This is a genomic window from Achromobacter sp. JUb104 (assembly GCF_024806975.1).
In the GTDB taxonomy this organism is placed as follows: Bacteria; Pseudomonadota; Gammaproteobacteria; order Burkholderiales; family Burkholderiaceae_B; genus Achromobacter; species Achromobacter spanius.
In genome coordinates, this window is sequence record NZ_JANUEY010000001.1 from 1,709,683 (window position 1) to 1,732,369 (window position 22,687).

The window sequence follows — 22,687 nt, forward strand, 5'->3', positions numbered from 1 at the left end:
CCCTTGTCGACATGCTAGGGTTTGCGTCCTGCGCATTCTCTGCCTGACTTCTGCCGTATTCCCAGCGTGACAAAACTGCTTTCCCTCTGGCGCGCCTCGCTGCGCAACGTGCTGTGGCTGGACGCCCTGCAAGCCGCCGCGATCAGCGCGGCCCCCGTCATCCTGGCCGTGCTGGTTCACGAGCCGCGCCTGGGCTGGACCGCCATCGCCGCCTTCTGGGCCTGCTTCGGCGACCCCGGCGGGCCGCTGCGCCAACGCGCGGGCTCCATGCTCGCGCTGGGACTGATCGGCGCCCTCTTCTGTTTCCTGGCCAGCGCCAGCGCCAGCCACCTTTGGCTGCTGCTGCCGCTGACCTTCGCCTGCTGCACCTTCGGCGGACTGCTGCGGGTGCTGGGGCCGGCCGCCGCCATTGTCGGCACACTGCTGTCGGCTGGCTTCGTGGTGGCGGCGGAATTGCCCGCGCCCACGCTGGCCGAGAGCCTGTCGTACACCCTGTTCTTCCTGGCCGGCGCGGTGTGGGCCATGTTGATGACGGCCCTGGTCTGGCGCCGACGCCCCTGGAAAGACGCGACCCATGCCGTTGCGCACTGCTATCGCGGCCTGGCGGACTTCGCCGATGCCTTGGCGCGCATGTATTCGGGCCTGACGGTGTCGGGCGTGACCCCAGCCGGCGGGCCGCAGGCCTGGACGGCGGTCACCAAACCGCAACGCAGCGCACAGCGGGCGGCGTTGGAAGCCGCCCGCGTGCGTATCCGCGAAGTGCAGGACACCCGCCCGTCGCGCCGTGCACGGGCGCATCAATTGACGTATCTGCTGGACAGCGCCGAAGACAGTTTCATTGCGCTGGTCGCCGCGGCCGACCTGCTGGAATCCAACGCGCCACGCTGGCTGGGCCGCAGCGCCGGCGCGCATCTGTCCCATGCGCTGCACCGCTACGCCAGCGTCTGCAACGCCATCGCCAGCACCTCGGACGTCAGTGACGCCAAGCAGGCGCAATGCCTGCGGGAACGGCTGGCGCACTTCAGCGCCGGCCTGCACGACCTGCGCGGCGGCGCCATGGCGTATGCGCCTGATCTGGCCTCGGTGGTGCCGGTGCTGGACCGCATGCTGCAAACGGCCCAATCGGTCATGCAAGCCATGTTCGACCAAGGCGACGCGCCGACAGCGCCGGTTCAAGTCCCCAGCCTGGCAAGCCGCGCGCGCCAGGCCGCACGCACCCTGCGCCAGAATCTGGGCGTGGAATCGGATGCCTTCCGCCATGCCTTGCGCGTGGGCGTGGGCGCCACCATCGCCGTGGCGCTGTCCAAGACCTTCGCCGTCAATCACGGCTACTGGATGTCGCTGACCCTGGTCTTCATCCTGCAACCCTACTTCGCCACCACCTGGCAGCGCACGCTGGAACGGGTGATCGGCAGCGTGGCGGGCGCCATCGGTGCGTCCTTGCTGGGGCTGTTGCTGAGCACGCCGCTGTCCGTGGCCTTGGCGGTGCTGCCCATCGCCCTGGGCACCTTCGCCGCCCGCACCATCCATTACGCGCTGTTCACCTTTTTCCTGACCTCGCAGTTCGTGCTGGTCAGCCACATCCAGCAACCCGACATCTACGAACCCATGCTGGCCGCGCTGCGCGCCTTCAACAGCGTGCTGGGTGGCATTCTGGCTCTGCTGGTGGGATTTCTGGTGTGGCCGGAAAAAGAGCCGCGCCAATTGGCCGACGCCTTGACCCGCGCGCTGGAACGGCACGCCGCCTATGCCCTGGCGTTGATCCGGCTGAAGAGCAATGCCAAGACGGATACCGCCGCCCTCGACATTGTTGGCCTGCGTCGCCTGGCCTGCCTGTCGGCCGACAACGCCGAAGCATCCTTGCAGCGGCTGCAACAAAACCCCGTGCACCGTGACCGCAAGGTCGACACCGCCGTGAACCTCTTGAACGCGATGCGGCGCATCACCGCCGCCGGCACTGTGCTGGAAATTCAACCGCCCTTGCCGCCCGACGCCTCGACGGCCGCCACGGCGCTGCAAGATTACGGGCTGGTGCTGGCGCATGCCTTGCACCCGCAGGACAACGCACCGGCGGCGTCCCCACGCCAATTCGCGGTACCGGCCGCCGTGCTGTCGGCCGACCCCGCGCTGGCCGGTCCGCTGGACCGCATTGCCCAGCAGGCGCGCCAGGTACGGCAACTGCGCGACCGCGTTGAAAAGGAAGCGCCGCGTTAACAACGCGATCGCGCAGTCGACATAGTTGATACCGGCTTGATGCGCATCAAGGGTCGGCCCGCCGGAACGCGCAACCATGGCGACATGGGACGCTAATCAAGGAGGCCCGCCATGTACCGACGCATTTCCGTCCACCTGGACCACGGATTCGATTGCAACCGCCGCACCGCCTTGGCGCTGGCGCTTGCCAAACAGCATCAGGCGGATCTGGTGGGCATTTATGCCAGCGCCGCGCCGCCGCAGTATTACTACGGCGAATCCGTGCTGATGTCGCGCACGCTGAACGTCATGAAGGAATTGCAGGCGCAGAATCGGGGCGCGGTACAGAACGCCTTTCTGGAGGCGGCCGCCGCCGCCGACGTGCCCGCCTTCGTACGCGCGGGCGACGCCGCGCCCAGCGCCACCGTTGCCCTGCACGCCCGCAGCAGCGACCTGGTCATCGTCAGCCAATACAACCGCGACGACGTCGAAGCCGCGCACGAAACTGAATTCGTGGAACAGATACTGCTGACCGCCGGCCGGCCCGTGCTGGTGTTGCCGTCAAGCGGTGATTTTTCCGGGGTAGGCAGCCGCGTGCTCTATTGCTGGGACGGCAGCCGGGAAGCCGCCCGCGCGCTGGCCGACGCCACGCCCGCCCTGCGCCTGGCGTCGCATCTGGTAGTGCTGACCATGGACGAAGGCGCAAGTGTTGCGAAGCACGAAGGCGTGCCCTTTGAAGATCTGGCTACCTATTGCGTGGCGCACGGCATGCCCGCGCCGGACCATGTGAACCGCGTCATCAAGGGAGTGGGCGTGGGCAGCACCATCCTGAATGCCGCCGCCGACTACAGCGCGGATTTGATCGTGATGGGCGCTTACGGCCACAGCAAGTTCCGCGAATGGGCCATGGGCGGCGCCACCGCGTCCATCCTGAAAAGCATGACCGTGCCGATCATGTTTTCGCACTGAAGCGGGTGCGACGCGGGCGGGGTGCTCAGGCGGGGTGTTCAGGCCGCTTCCGCGTGCGCGTCCAGCACCGGGGTCAACACAGGCTTGCCGCCAAAATGCGCCGTGGCGTTTTCCAAAAACAGCGCCACGGTTGCGGCCACGGCTTCGGGCGAACGCCCCGCGCTATGCGGGGTCAGCACCACGTTGTTCAAGCGCTTGAGCGCATCGGGAATATGCGGCTCGCCGTCCACCACATCCAAGCCCGCGCCGGCGATACCGCCACTGGCCAGCGCGGCGATCAGCGCGTCCGTGTCGACCACGCTGCCGCGTGCAATGTTCACCAGATAGCCCTCCGGCCCCAGGGCTTGCAACACCTGGGCATCCACCAGATGTCGCGTGCCCGCGCCGCCCGGCGTGGCGATGACCAGGAAGTCCGACGCGGCGGCAAGCTCGCGCGGGTTGTCGAAATAGGTGTAGCCCGATTCCGGGCGCGGCCGCCGGTTGTAATAGCCCACGCGCATGCCGAACCCGTTCGCACCCCGGCGTGCGATTTCAAGGCCGATGGTGCCCAGGCCCAGAATACCCAGGCGCTTGCCGGTCACCTGCGGCCCCATGAACCCGTTCCAATTTCCTTGGCGGACCCAGGCATCGGCCTGCGGCAGATGGCGGGCGGCGCCCAACAGCAGCGCCATCGCGTGGTCGGCCACCGACACAGCGTTGGCGCCCGGCCCGTTGGTCACCACGATGCCGCGCGCGGCGGCCGCGGCCAGATCAATGTTCTCGTAGCCCACGCCAAGCGAACAGACCAATTCCAGCTTCGGCATGGCGGCCATTTCGTCGGCGCGCAGGCCGGTGGCGCCGCGCGTCAAGACGACGCGAATGTCGTCGGCGTGGTCCAGGATGGCTTGTTCACGGGCTTTGTCGGTGGGCGCGTAGACGGGCTGAAAGCCGCGCGCCTGGATCTCGGGCAGGTAGTCCTGCACGCTGTCGATCAAAATCAATAAGGGAATGGTCATGTTGCTGCTGCGGGGTGGCGGATCGATGTCGGCGAAATCTTACGCCTGGGGACCCGCACGCGCCACTCGCCGTCCAGGCAGCGGCCATTCCTTGCAAAAGCGGGCGGCCCAGCTCAGCGCGGTGGCGCCGCGCTGGGCCGGGGTAGCCATCAGAACGCTATATGCGCCCCATCAGTAGCATCACGATCAGCACGATCACGACAATGCCAAGCAGGCCGCTGGGGTAGTAGCCCCAGCCTTTACTGTGCGGCCACGCCGGTACAGCGCCGATAAGCAGCAGGATCAGAATGATCAGCAGGATGGTCGACATGATGACTCCTCGTCGTTATTGATTCGAATTCTTGGGTGGCAAGCGGGCATCAGCGCTTAGGCGGCTCAATTTCCCTGACCGGCGGCGATAGCGGCGGCAGATCCACTTCGGGCTGGTCGGTATCCGGGTCCACCGGCAAATCCCCGGGCGGCGAGCCAGGCGGAATCGGCTCGGGCTTGGGCGGCACGTGTAGATACTGTGTGGCTTGCATGGCACTCTCCTGTAGAGATCATTCGCGGATCCCGCAATACGGCACGGATCCGAAACAATCGATTCGCGGACATTTGTCGCTGGCCTTCTTTCAGCAAGCGCCGTGCCCAAACTTTCAGCTTGCCGCAAGCGCCGCCCGGGCACGGCGTTTGCTTGGGTCACACGCCAGTTGCACGCGCCAGTTCCCGGAGACCGCATGGACACCCGCACCCCGCTTGCCGACGCGGCGCCTGCCGCCGTTGATCCCCCCTTGGTCTATGTGGATGACACCCTTCCCGGCTATCGCCGTGTGCGGGTCAACGGCAGCACCTTTCATTACCTGGACGCGGACGGCAAACGCATTACCGATGACGCCGAGATCGCACGCATCAACAAGCTTGCGATACCGCCCGCGTACGAAGACGTTTGGATCTGCCCCCTGCCCCATGGCCATCTGCAAGCCACCGGCCGCGATGCGCGCGGACGCAAGCAATACCGGTATCACCCTTCGTGGGCGGCGTTGCGCGATGCGGGTAAATACCAGAACCTGCTTGCCTTCGGGCAAGCGTTGCCCCGCATCCGGCGGCGCGTGGCGCTTGACATGCAGGCGCGCGGGCTGACGCAGGACAAGGTGGTGGCCACGCTGGTGCGGCTGCTGGAAACGACCTTGATCCGTATTGGCGCGCGCGAATACGCGCGGTCCAACAAATCGTATGGGCTGACCACGCTGACGCGCCGCCACGCCACCGTGGCAGGCAGCAGCTTCCGCTTCCGGTTCGTGGGCAAGAGCGGTGTGCCCCACGACGTCACGGTGCGGGACCGCCGGGTCGCGCGCATCATCAAGCGCTGCCTGGAAATCCCGGGGCAGCAATTGTTCCAATACCTGGACGAAGACGGAGACAAGCATCCGGTGGACTCGGGCGCGGTGAACGCCTATCTGCGCGCGGCGGGCGACGGCGACTTCACCGCCAAGCACTACCGCACCTGGGCCGGTTCAGTCATGGCCTATGCCGCCTTGCAAGACCTGCCCGCCGAAAGCGCAACGCAGGCACGTCAAAACGTGGTTGACGTGATCAAGCAAGTATCCAAGCGGCTGGCCAACACGCCCGCCGTGTGCCGCGCCTGCTACGTGCACCCGGCCCTGCTTGAAGCCTATCTACAGGGGGTGTTGCCGGCAAAGGGACGCGCACCGGACGGCCCGCGCGGCCTGCACGCCGACGAACGGCGGCTGCTGGCATTCCTGCGGGATTTGCCGCCGATGGATGCGCCCGCGCCGCCTCAACCGTCAGAACAAGTGTGAGCGGGCGTTCTTCGCGCGCGGTTGCGGCGCGTCGCCATCCGCCCAATTTGATTCGGTCTGGTTGTCGACCACGGCGCGCTTGTCGCGTGCGGCTTCGTCGGGGGTCGAGGCGTCTGGTTTGACCGGTTGTTTCGGCACATCGACGGGGCCGCGCGGCGGCAGTATCTTTGCGGTGTCATCGGTGCCGGCCGCCTTGCGAGTGGCGGTGGCGGGTTTCGAAGCGGATCGGGATTTCATGACGCTGCCTCCTGTCTGGTTTCGAACTTTCATCCTACGGCCGCCAACGACGCGAAACCGCGGTCAGTATCTTCAAATTGCAAGCGGATGTGCCCGGCGCAGGCCCGGCGCGCCTTTGCCAAGCACCCTGGGCACTCACAAGGAGATGCAATGCGAGACCCAAACTTCGAGCAATGTGTGCAAGCCTGCTACGAATGCGCGGTGGCTTGCGACCAGTGTGCCGCGGGGTGTTTGGAAACCAACGCCACGCGGATGAAGCGCTGCATCAGCCTGGCCACGGATTGCGCCAGCGTTTGCCGTCTTTGCGCGTCCATGTTGGCGCGCAACGGCGAATTTTCTACCGCGCTTTGTACGCTATGCGCTTTGGTTTGCGATGCTTGCGCCCGCGCTTGTGCGCCATACCAGGACGTAGAGCATTGCCAGATCTGCGCCGGGGCTTGCCTGGCGTGCACGCTGGCATGCCAGGACATGCTCGAGGCTTGACGCTTCGACACGCCACGCGGCCGCACGGGCAGGCCAGCGTTGGCGCCTAACCAGCCCGATTGCCAGGAGCTTTTCGATGGCCTCTACGAACACCCCTTTGCCTTCCGACTTTCCCGAGAGCGGCCCGGACAATCGTGGGTCGCGCAGCCGCGCGCGCCATCCGGAAAGTTGGATCGACGAAATCGAAGCGACCTTGCGCGATGCCGACCCGAGCGACCTGGATGCGCTCAAGGCGCGCTTGGCGGATCAGTTGGCGGCCACCCGGCGCAGCCTGCGCGACGCCTCTGACAACGCCGGCGACCTGATGCGCGAAACCATTGACTGCACGGAAGAATATATCCACGCGCGCCCGTGGCAAGCCATCGGGCTGGTGGCCGGCGCGGCGTTCTTGTTCGGCGTCGTTGTCGGACGCCAATAAGAAACCACCCGCACCGCGCCAACAAGGTCCGGGCCGGCTTGTAGCCGGGTCCGGACCTTGCCTTCAAACCCGATTTCAGGCTTTGCCCTTAGCCCGGTCCTCGGCGTTCTCCTTTGCATCGCCGTAAGCCGCTTGCGTCTTGCCGGCAACCTTCTGCGCCGTGCCCTTCGCCTCGGTGGATGCACTGCCCGTGGCCTTCCCGGCTACTTCCTTCACCTTGCCGGTGGCTTCCTCGACTCTGCCCTTCACCTGGTCTTTGTTCATGGCTGTCTCACTTTCATCGCGTTGATGGATTGGATTGCCGGCGCAGGGTCTGCGCCGTATGAGCTGCTTCGCAAGCGACGTGCCCAAACCCGCACAAGGCCGCACAAGGCCGCTAAGCAGTCTCCCCGACGTCTCCTTGACGCCTGCACACAGGAACAAGGTTTGCTCCCTGCCCTGTCAAGGCGCGCGTTCCGCGCCAAGTCACAAGGAGCCTGACCATGAGCCAACCGAAGAACACCGACACGGGCGCCCGCCCGCATCCCACCCCGCCCATGCCCGGCCAGCATCTGGACAAGCCCGGCAATGAATCGGACATGGTGCTCAAGCCGCAGTACCAGGCGCCGGGTTACGCAGGCAGCGGCAAGCTCAAGGGCATGGCCGCCATCGTCACGGGCGGTGATTCCGGCATCGGCCGCGCCGTCAGCGTATTGTTCGCGCGTGAAGGCGCCGACATCGCCGTTGTGTACCTGGACGAGCATGAAGACGCCGACGAAACCCGCCGCGTGGTCGAAGCCGAAGGCCGGCGCTGCGTGCTGATTCCGGGCGACGTGCAAGACCCCGCCTTTTGCAAGAATGTAGTGGCGCAAACCGTCAAAGAATTTGGCAAGCTCGACATCCTGGTGAACAACGCCGCCTATCAGCAGCACACCGAGAAACTTACCGAGATCAGCGACGACAAGTGGGACAAGACCCTGCGCACCAACATCACCGGGTACTTCTACATGGCGCGCGCGGCGCTGCCACACTTGAGGACCGGGGCATCCATCATCAACACCGGTTCCGTGACCGGCCTGCGCGGCAGCGCCAAGCTGCTGGACTATTCATCGACCAAAGGCGCTATCCATGCATTCACGCGCTCGCTGGCAGCCAACCTTGCGGCTGACGGCATACGGGTGAACGCGGTGGCGCCAGGCCCTGTCTGGACGCCGCTGAACCCGGCCGACCAAAGCGCCGAGGCCATCAAGGAATTCGGCAAGAAGACGGACTTGGGCCGGCCCGCGCAACCCGAAGAGATCGCGCCCGCCTACGTGTTCCTGGCGGCGCCGGTCTGCGCCAGCTACATCACCGGCATCGTGCTGCCCATTACCGGCAGCGCGGGCGACTGATCAGGACGGTATCAAGACAGCATCAAGCGACATCAAGGCGTGGGCGTGGGCGCCTCGACGGTTTGGGGCGGTGTCAGCGGATCAAAGTCCTGCCACTTACCGTCACGCCAACGCCCTTGTGCGCGTTCGATGTCATGTCCGCCGGACTCTCGCAGCACACGCCGCGCCCGCGCCTCCTGCTCGGGCGAAACATGCAGCGCCAACATGACGCCGGCCTGTCGAACGGCCGGGTGGGAATCCTGCATCACCGGCGACGCCGCGCTTTTGCGCCGGCCACGACCCACAATCCACATGGCCCCGGCCAATGCGCCGATGTATGCACCCACGCCCGCGGCGGCGATAACGATGAACACCGAGGCCGCTATCTGAGCGGCGATTGCCCCGCCTATCAGCGCAAACAGCAACCCCAAGGCGGATGCGCCAGCCACCGCGCCGATGTGCCCGCCTTTCGCGTCCGGGTCCGCCAGGCGGTCTCCCCCAAGCGGATAGCGGGAATGCCCCCCTGCCGTATTGATATAGAACGTATGGACGTCGTCTTCGGTAAACCCTTCCTTGAATAGATTCTGGGTGGCCACGGAGGCCTGGTCGAAAGTGTCGAACCTTGCGGCAACGATCAAAGACATAGCGCTCTCCCGTATGCGGACACAAGCCAATGCAGCAACTTGCATACCCAAGCGCGTCGGCACGGCGCTTGCTGTAGCACCGGTGCCAGCGCACCGATGCGCAGCGCTGCCCCAGCGCGGCTCTGCCACTGGGCTTGCCTGTTCACGCCATCCCTGGAGACTGCCATGCCCCACACTACACCCCCCGACATTCGCTCCCCTGACGACAGCGGCCGCCCCGATCTGGGCCCCAGTGATTCGTCCGATTCGGCCAGCGACCTGCCGCCCGGACGGGCCCACACCGATAGCGACTCGCAGGCCACCGGCGAACGGGAAAGCGTTGATCCCGACCTGCGCGAGGACGATGGCGACGACATTGCGCCCGACCACGTCACCGACGCGGACGACGCTGGCGTGTCCCATTCGCCGCCCGATCCGGTCCGCAACGGCGGTTGATTCCCCACGGCCATTCGCGGGCAGCGCGCAGAGGCGCCGCCCGAGGCCGGCCATCATTGGAGCGAGCCAATCATGAGCATGTCGGGCGAAAGTGAAAATATTTCAGAACATCAAGAAGATTTTTCCGCGCGTCCCGCACCCCGTGCGCGCGAACTTTCCTGGCTGGATTGGACCGCGCTGATCCTGGTGGTGGCGGGCGGTTTGAATTGCGGCTTGATGGCCGCCGTCAATCTGGACGTCTTCGCCAAGGTGTTTCCCGCGACCGCGGTGCGCGGCATTCAGGGCCTGATCGGCTTGGCCGCCCTGCATTGCGTGGTCATGCTGTTTCGATGGGGCGAGGAGCCGGGCTGAACGCCCGGCCCGGTTCAGTTGTTTGCCTTGCGCGTGCCCGGATACTGGCCGCCCTCTTCGAATTCCGGCCCCTTGGTGTTGGGCTTTTTATCCGCCGGCCGCTTGGCGGGCTGGACGGCCTCTCCATACCCAGGCTTGTCCGCGCCAAACTGCCCGCTGTCGCGCGCGGCTTCCGCTTCGTCCTTGGGTTCGTTTGCCTTGGTTTTGCCTGGATCCTGCTCGCTATTTTGTGTCATCTCGTTCTCCGTATCGCGTCATGCGCGGCCTTGTTGCGCAAGCGCCGTGCCCGACGACATGGGCACGCCACTTGCTTAAGCGGGTGTACGTCCACCGCAGTGTGGGCACTACCCGAGGAGTCAGCCATGAATCTGTCCAGAACCGTTTGCCCCGCTATTGCCTTGTGCTTGTCCGCCCTTGCATTCCAGGCGGGCGCGCAAACGCCCCAAGGTGGCTCCGCACCGTTGCGCACGGATGACCAGATCGACAACCAGTACAAGATGGACAAGAAGGCGTGCGACGCCATGAAGGGCGACCAGAAGGACGTGTGCGTAAAACAGGCCGACGCCACCCGCGACAAGGCGCGCGCCGACGCCCGGGCGGGCAAGGAAAAGGCTGAAGCCAACCATGAAGCGGCCAAGGCCAAGAACGACGCTGATTACAAGGTGGGCAAGGCGAAGTGCGATGCGCTGTCAGGCAACGCAGAAGATGCCTGCATGGCGGACCTGAAGACCCGCCACGGCAAGTAGACCGCTGGCGCGGTCAGGCGGCATTGCGGGAATCGCGCGATCCGGCGTCTTCGCCGGGCAGCACGATTCCGGCGGCCGCGTATTCCTCAAGACGGTTGTAGAGCGTCTTGGGGCTGATGCCGAGCATCAGCGCGGCCTGCTTCTTCACGCCATTGCAACGTTCGAGCGTGGCCAGGATCAAGCGCCGGTCAGCCTCCGCCAGCGTTTCGCCAACCGGCACGCTGACTTCACTGGACGCCGCATCACCGGCCGGCGACACCTGCGGGGCCAACATGTCCACGCCCAGCACATCGCCGTCGGCCATGATGAAGGCGCGGCGCACAAAGTTCTTCAGTTCGCGCACGTTGCCAGGCCATTCATACTGCTTGAGCGCTTCGGCCGCCTCGGGTGAAAAGGCCTTGTTCTTGCCGGACTCCTGGTTTTGCGCCTGCAGGAAACGGCGCGCCAGGAACAGGATGTCGTCGCCGCGTTCACGCAAGGGCGGCAACTCGATCGGGAATACGCTCAGACGGTAATAAAGGTCTTCGCGCAGCTTGCCTTCCTGCACCGCCTGTTCGGGATTGCGGTTGGTGGCCGCCACGATGCGGATGTTGCAGTTGATCTCGCGATTCGTCCCCACGCGCATGAACTGGCCCGTTTCAAGCACGCGCAGCAGCTTGACTTGCAGGTCCAGTGGCATCTCGGTCACTTCGTCCAGGAACAGCGTGCCGCCGTCCGCGCGTTCGAAGTAGCCCTTGTGCTGGCGGTCGGCGCCGGTAAAGCTGCCGCGCTCGTGCCCGAACATTTCGCTTTCAATCAGGTTCGGTGAAATCGCGCCGCAATTGACGGCAATGAACGGGCGCTGGCGGCGCGTGCTGAGTTCGTGAATGGCATGCGCGGCCAGTTCCTTGCCGGTGCCGCTTTCGCCGATCAACAGCGTCGTGACGTTCGTGGGCGCGACCCGCCCGATCTGGCGATAGAGCTCGACCATGCGCGGCGATTCGCCGTACAGCTTGCCGAAGCGGCCAGGTTCCTCGAACGGCATGCCAGGCAGTTCACCGCCGGCATTGGTCACCACGCGCGTCAGAATTTCATTCAGCCGTTCCATGCAGATCGGCTTGACCAGGAAATCGCTCGCGCCCAGGCGCAGGGCCTGAACCGCGTAGTCGACCGTGCCATGGCCGGTCATCACGACAACTTCGGCGCTGGCCACGGCCGCATTCTTGAAGATGTCCAAGCCGTTGCCACCCGGCAAGCGGACATCGGTCAACACCAGATCCGGCGCTTGCCGTTCCAGCTGTATCAGCGCATCTTTGATGCTGCCTGCCACTGCAACCGAAAAACCGCTGTCGCGGCCCATTTCGGCCAGTGTTTCCCGGATCGCGTCGTCGTCATCGACGACAAGCAGATGAGGCATAGCTTCTCCGTGTAGACGTGCGAATTGGTGGTGGATATATCGTCACGCATTTATCGATACGAGGATAGACAGTCTCGCCGCATAATGCGTAAACAATCGATACTGTCCACTAAAGTTTTCGAATACTTGCAACTGGTCGCAATCGCGCGACGGACGCCCCACTACGATTATGCAGTCGCGTTAGGCCCCGGCGGCCCGAGGTAAAAGTATGGCAAATCGCACCACCGCGCGGCGTGACAATGCGCCCGTGTCCCCGGTTACTCGCATGGACGTAACCGGCATGTCTGCCGTCATGCAAAAGTTGGCATCCCAATTACAACTGGCGGCGGCAACCGATGCCAGCGTCTTCATTGTGGGCGAAAGCGGCTCGGGTAAAGAGATCATCGCCCGCGCCATCCATGACGCCAGTGACCGGCGCGGCGCGCCGTTCGTCGCCGTGAACTGCGGCGCAATCAGCGGCACCCTGGCCCATGCCGAACTCTTCGGCCACGAAAAAGGCAGTTTTACCGGCGCGGTCGCGCAGAACGCAGGCTACTTCGAATACGCCAGCGGCGGCACCCTGTTCCTGGACGAAGTCACGGAAATGCCGCCGGACATGCAGGTGCACTTCTTGCGCGTGCTGGAAGTCGGCACCTATCAGCGCGTGGGCGGCACAGACTTGCTGCGCGCCAATGTGCGCATCATCTGCGCCAGCAACCGCGACCCCGCGGCGTCCGTTGCCGACGGCAGGCTGCGCCAGGATTTCCTGCATCGCCTCTTGGTCATTCCCCTGCGTGTGCCGCCGCTGCGCGAGCGCGGCGACGACGCCGTGATCCTGGCGCAGCAGTTCCTGGATACCCTCAACGCACGGCACGACACGCAGAAGACATTCTCCAAGCGCATGCTGGAGGCCATCGCCCAACATGACTGGCCGGGCAATGTACGGGAACTGCGCAACGTCGTGCAGCGCGCCTACATCCTGGCGGATGCGCAGCTGGAGGCCAACCTGCACACCCGTCCCCCGGCCACCCAACATGCCGAGATGCGTGAAGGCGCCATGAGTTTCCCCGTAGGCATGCCGCTGGACCAGGCGCAGCGCGCCTTCATCCTGGCCACCCTGGCGCATCATGGCGGCGACAAGCGGCGCACGGCCGACACCTTGGGCGTCAGCTTGAAAACCTTGTACAACCGCTTGGACGTCTACGAAAAAGAAGGCTTGGCCGGCGGCTGAGCAGTTCTTACATCCCGCTTGTAATACGGTCGCTGTCCCAGGCGGCTGCCCCGTGTCCGCCCGCCCGCAAAACGGGCTGGCACGGATCTTGCATGAGTCTTGAGAGGTACCGCCCTTTGGCGGCTTTCATTCAGGAGACTCGATTGGGCCACCCCTCGCAAGAATTGCGCCTGCGCCAACAAATGACGCTAGCGCCTCGCTTGCAGCAGTCTGTCAAGCTGCTGCAGATGTCGGCGCTTGAGTTCACGACCGCGGTGGAACACGCGCTTGCCACGAACCCTTTTCTTGAAGACGGCGACGAGCAGGACAGCGAACCGTTTTCAAACGGCGATTCCATCAAGCCCGGCAACTATGCCGACGCTACCGAGTCCGCCGCCGAGCCTGCCGCGGCTACGCCCCCGTCGGAAGCCGACGACCCCATCCCCGACGCGCCCGCCTATTCCGGCGACTACCCGACCCAACTGTCCAGCGGTGGCGACGGCAAGGACATGGGGCAATGGGTGTGCGCCACCGTCTCCATGCGGGAAAGGCTCTCGGCGGATCTGGGCAACTACCATCTGGAACCGCGCGACCGCCTGTTGGCCGAATTCATCATCGACGCCCTGGACGACGACGGCTACCTGCGGGCGCCCTTGACCAGCCTGTGCGACCCCGCCCATTCCGCGTTCAGCCCCCCGCCTGATGAAGGCGAATGGCTCGCCGCGCTGCGCCTGGTGCAGCAATTGGACGCGCCGGGCCTGGCGGCGCGCGATTTGACCGAATGCCTGTCGCTGCAATTGGCCGCCGCGCAATCGGTGGAACCGGCGGTGCGTGATCTGGCGCTGCGCATCGTGCGCGAACATCTTGATCGCTTGGGTAAAAACGATTCCGCGGGTCTACGACGCCTGTTGGGCGCTTCCGAGGATGCGATCCGCGAGGCCTGCGCCCTGATCCGCAGCCTGAACCCCAAGCCGGGCTCGCGCTATAGCGCCGAGGCGCCGGTGTATGTGGTGCCGGACGTGTTCGTGGACAAGTGGCATTCGCGCTGGCGCGTCCTGCCCAACCGCAACGCCATGCCGCAAGCGCGGCTGCACCGCACTTACGCAGACCTGTTTCGTCGCGCGCGCCTGGATGACCGCAGCCCGATGGCGCAAGAGCTGCAAGAAGCCCGCTGGCTGGTGCGCAATGTAGAGCAGCGCTATACGACGATCCAGCGCGTGGCGGAAGCCATCGTCAAACGTCAGCAGACTTTCTTTGAATACGGTGAAGTGGCGTTGCGTCCGCTGATGCTGCGTGAAGTGGCTGACGATCTGGACATGCACGAATCGACCGTGTCGCGCGCCACCGTCGGCAAATACATGGTGACCCCGCGCGGCGTGTTCGAGTTTCGCCATTTCTTTTCGCGTGAATTGGCGACGGAATCGGGTGGCTCGTGTTCGGCCGCCGCGGTGCGCGCGCTGATCAAGGAAATGGTCGAAGCCGAAGATCCGACCATGCCCTTGTCGGACGTGGCCCTGACCCAGCAACTGGCGGCCAGCGGCATTCTGCTGGCGCGGCGCACCGTGTCCAAGTATCGCGGGCAATTGCGCGTGCCGCCGGCTGAACTACGCAGGCAGCATTAAAACTGCATCGCGGATGCAACCCTGGCGGCCTGGGTTCCTTTCATGAATCCAGGCACGTAAAAAAGGCTTCCCAAGGGAAGCCTTTTGCTTGGCGCTTACTTCGAGCCGCCCGTGTTCGGATATCCGGGAGGCGGCGTCGCGCCCGATGCAGGCGTGCGCGGCACGTTGTCATTCGCCTCGGGTTTCTTATTCGGCATCTGGCCCGAATGCTTGTCCGTAGACATGGTGCCGCTCTTGTTCATATGAGACGGCGTGGTCCCGCTGGGGGGCGTCTGGTTGGGCGCCGGCGCCATTTGGCCAGCAGGCAACGGGCGATTGGGCGGCGCGGCGGTGGTGTCGTTAGGCGTATTGGACGGCGACGTCGACGGGGCCGTTTGGGCCATTGCCGCGCCAGCGGACAAACCGGCAGCCAATGCGAGAGCGCAAGTCAAAGGACGGAATTTCATAGTCAGACTCCTTAGTGGGAAGTGCACAGATCCATAAGCAATCGCCGTTCCCGGCCTGTGCACTGCCCTCCTTGCGCGATATGCCTGTCTGACATGCTGGGCCGGGTATTTTTTACCTGCCTTTGCAACACCGTCACCCCCCGCCCGTCTACCCCGCGCGGCCGCCGTCCCTTTCCAGCTCGGACTCATCCAGCATGCGCTGCACGCGCTCGCCCAGGACTTCCAGCGAGAACGGCTTCACGATCAGTTCAATCCCGTGTTCCAGAAAGCCCGCTCCACGCGCCGCGCTCTCGGCGTAGCCCGTCATCAGCAGCACCTTCAGGCCAGGGTGAGCGGCCCGAGCCGCATCGGCCAGTTGCCGGCCGTTCAAGGCGGGCAGGCCCACATCGGTGACCAGCAGGTCGATATCGGTCGTGCGCAACACGAGTTCCAAGCCGGCTTCGCCATCGGACGCAGTCAACACCTGCATGCCCAGTTCAGCCAGGCATTCGTTAACCATGTCGCGCACATTGTCGTCATCTTCCACCAGCACGACCACCGACGGCTTCGCATTGTCTTGCGCGCGGTGGGCAGCGGGTTCGGGTCGTTGCGCGGCGTCCGGGGCGCCGTCATAACGCGGCAGCAGCAGCCTGACCGTGGTGCCCTGGCCCACCACGCTTTCCAATACCGCCATGCCGCCCGCCTGCTTGGCGAACCCGTAGATCATCGACAGGCCCAGCCCCGTGCCCTCGCCCAAGGGCTTGGTGGTGAAGAAGGGATCGAAGGCATGGGCCAGCACGTCCGGCGACATCCCGCAGCCCACGTCCGTGACGGAGACTTCAACGAACTCTCCTGGGCTGACGCCGGGATAAGGACGCAGCGTGGTCTCATCCAGTTGCGTATTCAATGCCGCAACGGTCAGCTCGCCGCCATTGGGCATGGCGTCGCAAGCGTTGATGACCAGGTTCAGCAGCGCATTTTCAAACTGGTTGCGGTCGCACCGCACGGTCCACAGGTCCGGCGCCAGCTTGAACTGCAGGCGCACACCCTCGCCCGTGTAGCGATGAAACAGGTCGCCCATGGATTGCAGCGTGGGCGCCACGCTGAACGGCTTTGGGTCGATGGGTTGGCGCCGTGAGAACGTCAGCAGACGTTGGGTCAGATGCGCGGCGCGGTTCGCGGAATCCATGGCGACGTTGATGAAGCGCTGCGCCTGCTCCGGCGCGCCGGCCGCCAGCTTGCGCTGAATCAGGTACAGGGCGCCCGTGATGCCCTGAAGCATATTGTTGAAGTCATGCGCGATGCCGCCCGTCAGCCGACCCACGGCTTCCATTTTTTGCGACTGCCGCAACGCCTGCTCGGTATCGCGCAAGGTCTCGGCCTGGACCTTCAGGTCGGTGTCGTCGCGGCCGGTCATGTACAGATTGTCTTGCGACCAGGACATGCTCCAGGTGATCCAGCGGTAGGCGCCATCATGTGTCAACAACCGGTTTTCCATATGGCGGACGGTCTGCGCCGGATTGCCCTCCGCGGCCAGCGCAATCGTTGCGCGCGTGGCGGCCAGGTCATCGGGATGGATCAGTTCGTTCAGGCCCATCGACAGGAATTGTTCCGGGCTCCAGCCCAGGATCGGCCGCACCGCTGGGTTGACGCTCACAAAGCGGTCCTGGCCGTCGACCACGGCCAACAGTTCCGGCGACAGGCGCCAGATGCGATCGCGTTCCGCAATGGCATCTTCCACCCGCTGTTCCAGCGTGCGGGCATATTGCGAGCGCTCGACGGCATCGCACAAGCGTTCGCAGACCTCTTCCAGAAACGCCACGTCGCCCGCCTTGAGGCGGCTGGTGGCCAGCGGCCGCACCAGCAAGGCGCCGCCCTGCCGGCCCCAGCGGCGCATCGGCACCACGATCGCGGACGGCCGGACCTCACCGCCCTGCTCCGCCACCATGGGTTGCAGATACGCCGTGCGGCCCTTGCGCATCGCGGCGTGAAAATCCTCGCCTAGCTGTTCGGGGACCAGCGCCTGCTGCGTCGCCATGTCGACCTCGGACCGCCAACTGGCCGACAGCGTGGTCGGTTGGCCTTCACCCGGCCAGTCCAGCACCGCGGCCAGCCCCAGGGCAAGATGCTGGCCCAGGCCCGCGCAGGCGGCGTGTTCGATCTCGCTTTGATGATGCAAGGCGCGCATGCGGTCAACCAGCGACAACAGGAAATTCTTGCGATGCTGCCCTTCCCACAATTCCGTCTCGGCCACCTTGCGGGCAGTAACGTCCAGGAACAAGGCCATCATCCGGTCATCGCCGTCTTTGCGGGCGCGGGCCTCGTACCACGCTTCTTTCGGCCCAGGCACCGCGAATTCGAACTGGGTGGGTTCGCCGGTTTCGACCACTTGGGCAAACGCATCCATGATCTGCCCCGGAACGCCGGGGATCATTTCGCGCAGCGTATGGCCCAGCGTGTCGCCCTCTTTCATGCCGCTTTGCCGTTCGAAGGCGGGGTTCACTTCCAGAAAGCGGAAATCCACGATACGGCCATCATCGTCGCGCAAGGCCTCGCTAAGAAAGAAGGCCTCTTGCATGCCGTCGAACATGGCGCGCCAGCGCTCACCGCTCGCGCGCAGCGCGGCATCCGTCAGGTGGCGTTCGATGGCCAAGGCGGCGCTGCGCGTCACCATCGCCAGTGCGTCGATATCGTGGTCGGATGGCGATCGAACGACGCCGTAGTAGTTCGAGAACACGCCCAGCAAGCGGCCGTCGGGCGCTTTGATCGGGGTGGACCAGCAGGCTCGCAAGCCATGCGCCAGCGCCAGGTCGCGCCAGTTCTTCCAGTCGGGGTGCGAGGCAATATCTTCCACATAAACCGGCTTGCCGGTGTAGGCGGCCGTGCCCCAAGAGGCCACGTTGGGTCCGATGGCCGTGCGTTGCAGTGCCGCGCTGAACTCCAGGGGCAGGCTCGGCGCGGCGTTGTGGATAAGATAGTGTCCCGTTTCGTCGATCAGCGCGATCGCCGCGCGCAGCTCAGTACTGGACTGCGCTTCGATGGCGTGCAAGACGTGTTCGAACACGTGCGCCAGCGGCATACCCGCCGCTATGCGCTGCAACATGATCCGTTCTTCCTCCAGACGGGCCAGCGTATCCGTCCACGGATGGGATACGCGATCCTGCTTTTTCAACATGTCTGCCCCTTTTCCTGCGTGTACTGTATTGCGGGGTCTCGTCTCGATGCCGAAACGCAAGGTAACGCGACGCTACCGATCCTGCCCCGTCTCCACCTGCAAGGCGCCACGCGCCTCGGGCTTGTCCACCCGCACGCATTGCTTGCCCGTGCGTGTGCAGTTGGTCCTTGACCCGCCAGTATGCGCCATGGCTGACGCAACCTGTCTGGCAGATGACCTAATGAGCACGCTTCGCTTTTAAGTGGCGAGGGTCCGGCCCCATCGCGCACAGGGAAATCCATTACTGACGTGCCTGCGTCGCTTAAATATGATCCACAAACATATCGGCACGCCAGCCCGTCCCGGGCCTGAAATAGACGTTCCCCCGAGAACGCCGCGCGCCTTTCGCCCCGGTCTCGGCCGGCTGGCGGACTCTACGCAGTGGAGTGCCCGATGCCGAATCCCACCGAACTTCTGCGCGATATCCACGAAGCCAACCTCATGTATTTGCTACTGCTGCAGCGCATCGCGCGCAGCGGCGATGCCGTTGAGCTAAGTCGCCTGCAAATGTCGCCCAAGGCAAGCCAGTGGTTGGCAGACCTGGAACCGGCGGCGTTGACCCGCCTGGCGCGCAGCAGCGTGCTGCTGGCGCAACTGAAGCTGGCGCCTCATGTGCTGTTGTCGGCATTGAGCCAAGGCATGGACGCCACGTTGGCCGAGCGCAACCCGTTAGCGTCGCCCGCGCCGCCATCCCTCGTGCGGCGTTAAGCCGTAGGCGTTTCTTCCGGGCCGTGGCAACACACGCAGATCTTGTTGCCGTCGGCATCCCGGAAATAAGCCCCGTAATAATTCGCGTGGTAATCGGGCCGCAACCCGGGCGGGCCTTCACACGTGCCGCCCAACGACAAGGCCAGCGCGTGGCAGCGGTCCACGGTTGCCCGGTCCTCCGCCAGAAATGCCGTCATCGGCCCGTTGCCCGGTTCAGCGGCTTTTCCGTCATAGGGCGCGGTGATTACGAATAACGGCCGGCCCCCACCTGTGGGTTGCCAGCCCGCCCAGGGCACCTTGCGATCGATAAATCGAAGATCAAGTCCAAGCGCCTCGGCCTGCGCCGCGTAGAAGGAAAACGCGCGGTCGAAGTCTCGGATGCCAATGCAAACATGGGAAAACATGTGGGACTCGCTGTAAGGGATAGAAGCTGAATTATGTCTGGCTTCGGACGTGGTTTGCCAGGCGGCGTTCCGCGCCACGCGCTGGCCCGGGCCAGATTTGGCCCGATCAGGCCAAATTTGACCCACCGCAAGCCATTGATTCTTAAAGGCTTATTTTTAATCGGGTCAGATCTGGCTCGTTTCCTCTGGAAAAACGGCTATTTCTAGGAAATCAGCGTTGGAAAGCCGTATCGGAATCGTCCTATTTTTCTTTCAAGCTATTGATATATATACGTTTATTTTTCAATTTCAATACCTGGCACGGATGTTGCATTAGTCCCTCGTAGCGCTTCCCTCGGGAAGTATCCGGCCGCAACGGCCATGTACTACGACGACTAAGGAAACATCATGCCTACTCCCGCCTATATCAGCATTTCGGGCAAAACCCAGGGCAACATCACTGAAGGCGCCTTCACCGCTGATTCGGTCGGCAACGTATATGTCGAAGGGCACGAAGACCAGATCCTGGTCCAGGAAATTGAGCACCGCGTCAACACCCCGACCGACCCGCAAAGTGGCCAGCCGTCGGGCCAGCGTGTGCACAAGCCCTTCATCTTCACCAGCGCGCTGAACAAGGCTACGCCCTTGCTGTATCACGCGCTGGCCTCCGGTGAAATGCTGCCCGAGGTGGAAGTGAAGTGGTACCGCACGTCTATCGACGGCAAGCAGGAACACTTCTTCACCACCGCGTTGGAAGACGCCACCATTGTGGACATCACCAGCGTGCTGCCGCACGCGCAAGACCCCAGCAAGTCGGACTTCACGCAGCTGATCAAGGTGGCCATGGCCTACCGCAAGATCACGTGGACGCACGAGATCGCGGGCACGGAAGCCTCGGACGACTGGCGTAAACCGCTGGAAAGCTAAGGCACGCCGCCGCGGCTGCGCAGGTAGATGCCTGCGCAACCGCGGTTTTTTCTTGCCCGTCTGCCTAGTGACCCCACCATGCCCCACTCATCCGATCTGCGCTTTACCTTTGTGTCGTCCGCGCGCGGCGTCGAATTCGACGTCATTGAATTCACGCTGGACGAAGCCCTGTCCGAGACCTATCGGCTGGAACTGGACTTGTCCAGCTTCAACCCCGCCATCGACTTCGGCGCCATGCTGGACCAGACGGCGCTCTTCACGCTGTGGCGGGGCGATACGGCGGTACGTCACGTCCATGGCATCGTCACCGCCTTCGAGCAAGGCGACACGGGCTTTCGGCGCACGCGCTACCGCGCCGTGCTGGAACCCTCGCTGTCTCGCCTGGCGCTGTGTTCGGACTGGCGCATCTATCAGCAACTGTCCGTGCCGGAAATCCTGGCCGATGTCTTCAAGCGCCACCACATCACCGACTATGAACAGGTCACCACGAACCCGCACCTGCCGCGCGAATACTGCGTGCAAGCCGGTGAAACCGACCTGGACTTCGTCACCCGGCTGGCGGCCGAGGAAGGCTATTTCCATCGCTATGTGCATACCGAACAAAGCCACGGCCTGATCCACGGCGACCGCATCTACATCCATGGCGAAATCGCCGGCGGCCCGGTCGTCTACCAACCATTAGCCGGCGGCGACCCTGCTCAGCCCGCGCTGCGCCGCTTCACCTACACCGAGCAACTGCGCACCGCGCGCCAAACCCAGCGCGACTACACCTACACCCACCCGCAGTACGACCAGGAACACACGCACGTTGCCAGCGACTTGCAGCATCAAGACCGCCGCTACGAACGCTACGACTATCCCGGCCGCTACAAGCGCGACGAGGCCGGCAAGCCCTTCACACAAAGCCGCTTGCTGGGCCTGCGCCGCGACGCGCGCATGGCGCAGGTGCAGGGTGACGACGCCCGCCTGATTCCCGGCGTGGCCTTCGACCTGACCGGCCACCCGCGCGAAGATTGGAACCAGGGCTGGCGGCCGGTACGCATGCGTCATCACGGCGTGCAGCACACCAGCCAGGAAGAAGACAGCGCGGGCGCGGAACACGGCACGCGCTACAGCTACACCGCCGACATCGTGCCCGACAAGGTCGACTGGAAGCCCGCGCCCAGCCGCAAGCCCGTGGTCGACGGCCCGCAGATCGCCAGCGTGGTCGGCCCGCCCAACGAAGAAATCTATTGCGACGAATACGGCCGCATCAAGGTGCAGTTTCCGTGGGACCGGCTGGGCAGGAACAACGAACACAGCTCGTGCTGGATTCGCGTATCGCAGAACTGGGCGGGCGCCGGCTGGGGCCACATGGCCATTCCGCGCATCGGCCAGGAAGTGATCGTCAGCTTTCTGGACGGTGATAGTTCGCAGCCGATCGTCACGGGTCGAACCCACCGGTCGATCAACCCGCCGCCCTACGAACTGCCGCGCCACAAAACGCGCATGACGATCAAGAGCCAGACGCATAAGGGCGAGGGCTATAACGAACTGCGCTTCGAGGACGAACGCGATCAGGAAGAGATCTACGTCCATGCCCAGAAAGACCAGAACATCCATGTGAACCACAACGAAACCACCTTCGTCGGCAACGACCGTGGTGAACAGGTCGAGCATGATGAAACCATCACCATCGGTCACGACCGCCGTGAAACGGTGGGCAACGACGAACAGGTCAACATCGGGCAAGACCGGCGCCACGCCATCGGGCAAAACGACTTCCTGACCATCGACCGCAACCACACCATTGCCACCGGGCGCGACCGCACGGAAGACGTGGGCAACAATCGCCGCGACAAGACGGCCGCGAATCACTGGATAGAAACCGGCGGTCATGTTGAACACAAGGTGCAAGGCCATTTCCAGGTGCATGCCGGCGAGCGGATCGAAGGCAAGACGGTCACGCTGGTATTGCAGGCGGCGCAAAGCGTGGTGATCAAGGGGCCGGGTGGCACGATCACGATTGATGGGTCCGGTATCACCCTGGACGCCAGCGCAATCGTCTTCAAGGGCCCGCTCAGCCAGCAAGCGGGCGCGGCCAGCGCCCCATCGATGGCGGGTTCCCCTGCCCCCGGGCTTGCCATGGACCTGCTTTGTGCACTGCGCGCGGACGGTACCTGCCCACGTGTGCCCTGCCCCTGTGGCATGCGAGGCGCGTGATG

25 protein-coding genes and 1 pseudogene are annotated in these 22,687 nt (G+C 64.3%); 13 read left to right on the top strand and 13 right to left on the bottom strand.

From position 1 onward, the window contains the following. Positions 1-66: 66 nt before the first annotated feature. Together M2361_RS07695 and M2361_RS07700 are read left to right on the top strand one after the other, a co-directional pair. Positions 67-2,214 carry an FUSC family protein gene (locus M2361_RS07695; RefSeq protein ID WP_259247506.1) on the top strand — a complete coding sequence of 716 codons (2,148 nt, stop codon included), beginning with the start codon at positions 67-69 and terminating at the stop codon, positions 2,212-2,214. Between the two features lie 111 nt (positions 2,215-2,325). After that, positions 2,326-3,162: a universal stress protein gene (locus M2361_RS07700; protein WP_259247507.1), complete on the top strand. Its 837-nt coding sequence runs from the start codon at positions 2,326-2,328 to the stop codon at positions 3,160-3,162. Positions 3,163-3,200: 38 nt separating this feature from the next. On the opposite strand, the gene M2361_RS07705 is transcribed toward M2361_RS07700, so the two are convergent. The 3 genes from M2361_RS07705 to M2361_RS07715 all read right to left on the bottom strand — a co-directional run bounded on the left by M2361_RS07705 (position 3,201) and on the right by M2361_RS07715 (position 4,678). Next, positions 3,201-4,157, bottom strand: a complete 957-nt coding sequence (locus M2361_RS07705; protein ID WP_259247508.1) for a 2-hydroxyacid dehydrogenase — start codon at positions 4,155-4,157, stop codon at positions 3,201-3,203. Positions 4,158-4,314: 157 nt separating this feature from the next. Then, positions 4,315-4,467 carry a DUF3309 domain-containing protein gene (locus M2361_RS07710; RefSeq protein WP_006222114.1) on the bottom strand — a complete coding sequence of 51 codons (153 nt, stop codon included), beginning with the start codon at positions 4,465-4,467 and terminating at the stop codon, positions 4,315-4,317. Between the two features lie 49 nt (positions 4,468-4,516). Then, positions 4,517-4,678 carry a hypothetical protein gene (locus tag M2361_RS07715; protein WP_259247509.1) on the bottom strand — a complete coding sequence of 54 codons (162 nt, stop codon included), beginning with the start codon at positions 4,676-4,678 and terminating at the stop codon, positions 4,517-4,519. Between the two features lie 195 nt (positions 4,679-4,873). On the opposite strand from M2361_RS07715, the gene M2361_RS07720 reads away from it, so the two are divergent. Beyond that, entirely contained in the window at positions 4,874-5,956 is a 1,083-nt protein-coding gene (locus M2361_RS07720) for a DNA topoisomerase IB (protein ID WP_259247510.1), read from the top strand. On the opposite strand, the gene M2361_RS07725 is transcribed toward M2361_RS07720, so the two are convergent. Further along, positions 5,942-6,193, bottom strand: a complete 252-nt coding sequence (locus tag M2361_RS07725) for a hypothetical protein (protein ID WP_259247511.1) — start codon at positions 6,191-6,193, stop codon at positions 5,942-5,944. The genes M2361_RS07720 and M2361_RS07725 overlap by 15 nt on opposite strands. A gap of 188 nt (positions 6,194-6,381) precedes the next feature. Then, positions 6,382-6,663 carry a hypothetical protein gene (locus tag M2361_RS29060; protein ID WP_404976290.1) on the bottom strand — a complete coding sequence of 94 codons (282 nt, stop codon included), beginning with the start codon at positions 6,661-6,663 and terminating at the stop codon, positions 6,382-6,384. An 89-nt stretch (positions 6,664-6,752) separates the two neighbouring features. On the opposite strand from M2361_RS29060, the gene M2361_RS07735 reads away from it, so the two are divergent. Further along, positions 6,753-7,094 carry a YqjD family protein gene (locus M2361_RS07735; RefSeq protein WP_259247513.1) on the top strand — a complete coding sequence of 114 codons (342 nt, stop codon included), beginning with the start codon at positions 6,753-6,755 and terminating at the stop codon, positions 7,092-7,094. 75 nt (positions 7,095-7,169) lie between these two features. Here M2361_RS07735 and M2361_RS07740 read toward each other — a convergent pair whose 3' ends face one another. After that, positions 7,170-7,358 (bottom strand): CsbD family protein, encoded by a 189-nt coding sequence (locus tag M2361_RS07740; RefSeq protein WP_259247514.1) that lies wholly within the window; start codon positions 7,356-7,358, stop codon positions 7,170-7,172. A gap of 218 nt (positions 7,359-7,576) precedes the next feature. On the opposite strand from M2361_RS07740, the gene M2361_RS07745 reads away from it, so the two are divergent. Further along, positions 7,577-8,464, top strand: coding sequence for an SDR family oxidoreductase (locus tag M2361_RS07745; protein WP_259247515.1), 888 nt, complete (start codon positions 7,577-7,579; stop codon positions 8,462-8,464). A 32-nt stretch (positions 8,465-8,496) separates the two neighbouring features. Here the strand turns inward: M2361_RS07745 and M2361_RS07750 are convergent, their stop codons facing one another. Beyond that, positions 8,497-9,087: a hypothetical protein gene (locus M2361_RS07750; RefSeq protein WP_259247516.1), complete on the bottom strand. Its 591-nt coding sequence runs from the start codon at positions 9,085-9,087 to the stop codon at positions 8,497-8,499. Positions 9,088-9,252: 165 nt separating this feature from the next. Here M2361_RS07750 and M2361_RS07755 point away from each other — a divergent pair, with 165 nt between their 5' ends. Beyond that, entirely contained in the window at positions 9,253-9,522 is a 270-nt protein-coding gene (locus M2361_RS07755; protein WP_259247517.1) for a hypothetical protein, read from the top strand. Between the two features lie 72 nt (positions 9,523-9,594). Beyond that, a complete protein-coding gene (locus M2361_RS07760; protein ID WP_259247518.1) occupies positions 9,595-9,873 on the top strand; it encodes a DUF378 domain-containing protein in 279 nt (92 codons plus the stop codon). Between the two features lie 14 nt (positions 9,874-9,887). Here the strand turns inward: M2361_RS07760 and M2361_RS07765 are convergent, their stop codons facing one another. Next, entirely contained in the window at positions 9,888-10,109 is a 222-nt protein-coding gene (locus M2361_RS07765; protein WP_259247519.1) for a hypothetical protein, read from the bottom strand. A gap of 126 nt (positions 10,110-10,235) precedes the next feature. Here M2361_RS07765 and M2361_RS07770 point away from each other — a divergent pair, with 126 nt between their 5' ends. Next, complete coding sequence (locus M2361_RS07770) at positions 10,236-10,619, top strand: hypothetical protein (protein ID WP_259247520.1); 384 nt, start codon at positions 10,236-10,238, stop codon at positions 10,617-10,619. Between the two features lie 13 nt (positions 10,620-10,632). Here the strand turns inward: M2361_RS07770 and M2361_RS07775 are convergent, their stop codons facing one another. Continuing rightward, the gene (locus M2361_RS07775) at positions 10,633-12,015 is read right to left on the bottom strand and encodes a sigma-54 dependent transcriptional regulator (RefSeq protein WP_259247521.1); all 1,383 of its coding nucleotides are present in this window, start codon (positions 12,013-12,015) and stop codon (positions 10,633-10,635) included. A gap of 265 nt (positions 12,016-12,280) precedes the next feature. Here M2361_RS07775 and M2361_RS07780 point away from each other — a divergent pair, with 265 nt between their 5' ends. Further along, positions 12,281-13,225: a sigma-54-dependent Fis family transcriptional regulator gene (locus tag M2361_RS07780; RefSeq protein WP_259249259.1), complete on the top strand. Its 945-nt coding sequence runs from the start codon at positions 12,281-12,283 to the stop codon at positions 13,223-13,225. A 182-nt stretch (positions 13,226-13,407) separates the two neighbouring features. Further along, positions 13,408-14,826 carry an RNA polymerase factor sigma-54 gene (locus M2361_RS07785; RefSeq protein WP_404976292.1) on the top strand — a complete coding sequence of 473 codons (1,419 nt, stop codon included), beginning with the start codon at positions 13,408-13,410 and terminating at the stop codon, positions 14,824-14,826. 95 nt (positions 14,827-14,921) lie between these two features. Here the strand turns inward: M2361_RS07785 and M2361_RS07790 are convergent, their stop codons facing one another. The 3 genes and pseudogenes from M2361_RS07790 to M2361_RS07800 form a co-directional block, all read right to left on the bottom strand. Beyond that, a complete protein-coding gene (locus M2361_RS07790) occupies positions 14,922-15,209 on the bottom strand; it encodes a hypothetical protein (RefSeq protein WP_310508895.1) in 288 nt (95 codons plus the stop codon). A 211-nt stretch (positions 15,210-15,420) separates the two neighbouring features. Continuing rightward, on the bottom strand, positions 15,421-18,426 hold the full coding sequence (locus M2361_RS07795) for a PAS domain S-box protein (protein ID WP_259247526.1): 3,006 nt from the start codon (positions 18,424-18,426) through the stop codon (positions 15,421-15,423). A 72-nt stretch (positions 18,427-18,498) separates the two neighbouring features. After that, a pseudogene (locus M2361_RS07800) lies at positions 18,499-18,643 on the bottom strand (DUF2325 domain-containing protein); the annotation flags it as partial. A gap of 215 nt (positions 18,644-18,858) precedes the next feature. Here M2361_RS07800 and M2361_RS07805 point away from each other — a divergent pair. Then, positions 18,859-19,173, top strand: coding sequence for a flagellar transcriptional regulator FlhD (locus M2361_RS07805; protein WP_259247528.1), 315 nt, complete (start codon positions 18,859-18,861; stop codon positions 19,171-19,173). Here the strand turns inward: M2361_RS07805 and M2361_RS07810 are convergent. After that, on the bottom strand, positions 19,170-19,577 hold the full coding sequence (locus tag M2361_RS07810; protein WP_259247531.1) for a VOC family protein: 408 nt from the start codon (positions 19,575-19,577) through the stop codon (positions 19,170-19,172). The two genes, M2361_RS07805 and M2361_RS07810, sit on opposite strands and share 4 nt — an antisense overlap. 387 nt (positions 19,578-19,964) lie before the next feature. On the opposite strand from M2361_RS07810, the gene M2361_RS07815 reads away from it, so the two are divergent. Both M2361_RS07815 and M2361_RS07820 read left to right on the top strand, forming a co-directional pair. Further along, positions 19,965-20,483, top strand: a complete 519-nt coding sequence (locus M2361_RS07815) for an Hcp family type VI secretion system effector (RefSeq protein ID WP_046803329.1) — start codon at positions 19,965-19,967, stop codon at positions 20,481-20,483. Between the two features lie 78 nt (positions 20,484-20,561). After that, positions 20,562-22,685 carry a type VI secretion system Vgr family protein gene (locus tag M2361_RS07820; RefSeq protein ID WP_259247541.1) on the top strand — a complete coding sequence of 708 codons (2,124 nt, stop codon included), beginning with the start codon at positions 20,562-20,564 and terminating at the stop codon, positions 22,683-22,685. The last annotated feature ends 2 nt before the right edge of the window (positions 22,686-22,687 follow it).

What these genes read in the sequence shown, in the direction of transcription:
- M2361_RS07700 (WP_259247507.1), top strand. Translation starts at nt 2,326, where the DNA reads ATGTACCGACGCATTTCCGTCCACCTGGACCACGGATTCGATTGCAAC.
- M2361_RS07705 (WP_259247508.1), bottom strand. Translation starts at nt 4,157, where the DNA reads ATGACCATTCCCTTATTGATTTTGATCGACAGCGTGCAGGACTACCTG.
- M2361_RS07710 (WP_006222114.1), bottom strand. Translation starts at nt 4,467, where the DNA reads ATGTCGACCATCCTGCTGATCATTCTGATCCTGCTGCTTATCGGCGCT.
- M2361_RS07715 (WP_259247509.1), bottom strand. Translation starts at nt 4,678, where the DNA reads ATGCAAGCCACACAGTATCTACACGTGCCGCCCAAGCCCGAGCCGATT.
- M2361_RS07720 (WP_259247510.1), top strand. Translation starts at nt 4,874, where the DNA reads ATGGACACCCGCACCCCGCTTGCCGACGCGGCGCCTGCCGCCGTTGAT.
- M2361_RS07725 (WP_259247511.1), bottom strand. Translation starts at nt 6,193, where the DNA reads ATGAAATCCCGATCCGCTTCGAAACCCGCCACCGCCACTCGCAAGGCG.
- M2361_RS29060 (WP_404976290.1), bottom strand. Translation starts at nt 6,663, where the DNA reads ATGTCCTGGCATGCCAGCGTGCACGCCAGGCAAGCCCCGGCGCAGATC.
- M2361_RS07735 (WP_259247513.1), top strand. Translation starts at nt 6,753, where the DNA reads ATGGCCTCTACGAACACCCCTTTGCCTTCCGACTTTCCCGAGAGCGGC.
- M2361_RS07740 (WP_259247514.1), bottom strand. Translation starts at nt 7,358, where the DNA reads ATGAACAAAGACCAGGTGAAGGGCAGAGTCGAGGAAGCCACCGGCAAG.
- M2361_RS07745 (WP_259247515.1), top strand. Translation starts at nt 7,577, where the DNA reads ATGAGCCAACCGAAGAACACCGACACGGGCGCCCGCCCGCATCCCACC.
- M2361_RS07750 (WP_259247516.1), bottom strand. Translation starts at nt 9,087, where the DNA reads ATGTCTTTGATCGTTGCCGCAAGGTTCGACACTTTCGACCAGGCCTCC.
- M2361_RS07755 (WP_259247517.1), top strand. Translation starts at nt 9,253, where the DNA reads ATGCCCCACACTACACCCCCCGACATTCGCTCCCCTGACGACAGCGGC.
- M2361_RS07760 (WP_259247518.1), top strand. Translation starts at nt 9,595, where the DNA reads ATGAGCATGTCGGGCGAAAGTGAAAATATTTCAGAACATCAAGAAGAT.
- M2361_RS07765 (WP_259247519.1), bottom strand. Translation starts at nt 10,109, where the DNA reads ATGACACAAAATAGCGAGCAGGATCCAGGCAAAACCAAGGCAAACGAA.
- M2361_RS07770 (WP_259247520.1), top strand. Translation starts at nt 10,236, where the DNA reads ATGAATCTGTCCAGAACCGTTTGCCCCGCTATTGCCTTGTGCTTGTCC.
- M2361_RS07775 (WP_259247521.1), bottom strand. Translation starts at nt 12,015, where the DNA reads ATGCCTCATCTGCTTGTCGTCGATGACGACGACGCGATCCGGGAAACA.
- M2361_RS07780 (WP_259249259.1), top strand. Translation starts at nt 12,281, where the DNA reads ATGGACGTAACCGGCATGTCTGCCGTCATGCAAAAGTTGGCATCCCAA.
- M2361_RS07785 (WP_404976292.1), top strand. Translation starts at nt 13,408, where the DNA reads ATGACGCTAGCGCCTCGCTTGCAGCAGTCTGTCAAGCTGCTGCAGATG.
- M2361_RS07790 (WP_310508895.1), bottom strand. Translation starts at nt 15,209, where the DNA reads ATGGCCCAAACGGCCCCGTCGACGTCGCCGTCCAATACGCCTAACGAC.
- M2361_RS07795 (WP_259247526.1), bottom strand. Translation starts at nt 18,426, where the DNA reads ATGTTGAAAAAGCAGGATCGCGTATCCCATCCGTGGACGGATACGCTG.
- M2361_RS07805 (WP_259247528.1), top strand. Translation starts at nt 18,859, where the DNA reads ATGCCGAATCCCACCGAACTTCTGCGCGATATCCACGAAGCCAACCTC.
- M2361_RS07810 (WP_259247531.1), bottom strand. Translation starts at nt 19,577, where the DNA reads ATGTTTTCCCATGTTTGCATTGGCATCCGAGACTTCGACCGCGCGTTT.
- M2361_RS07815 (WP_046803329.1), top strand. Translation starts at nt 19,965, where the DNA reads ATGCCTACTCCCGCCTATATCAGCATTTCGGGCAAAACCCAGGGCAAC.
- M2361_RS07820 (WP_259247541.1), top strand. Translation starts at nt 20,562, where the DNA reads ATGCCCCACTCATCCGATCTGCGCTTTACCTTTGTGTCGTCCGCGCGC.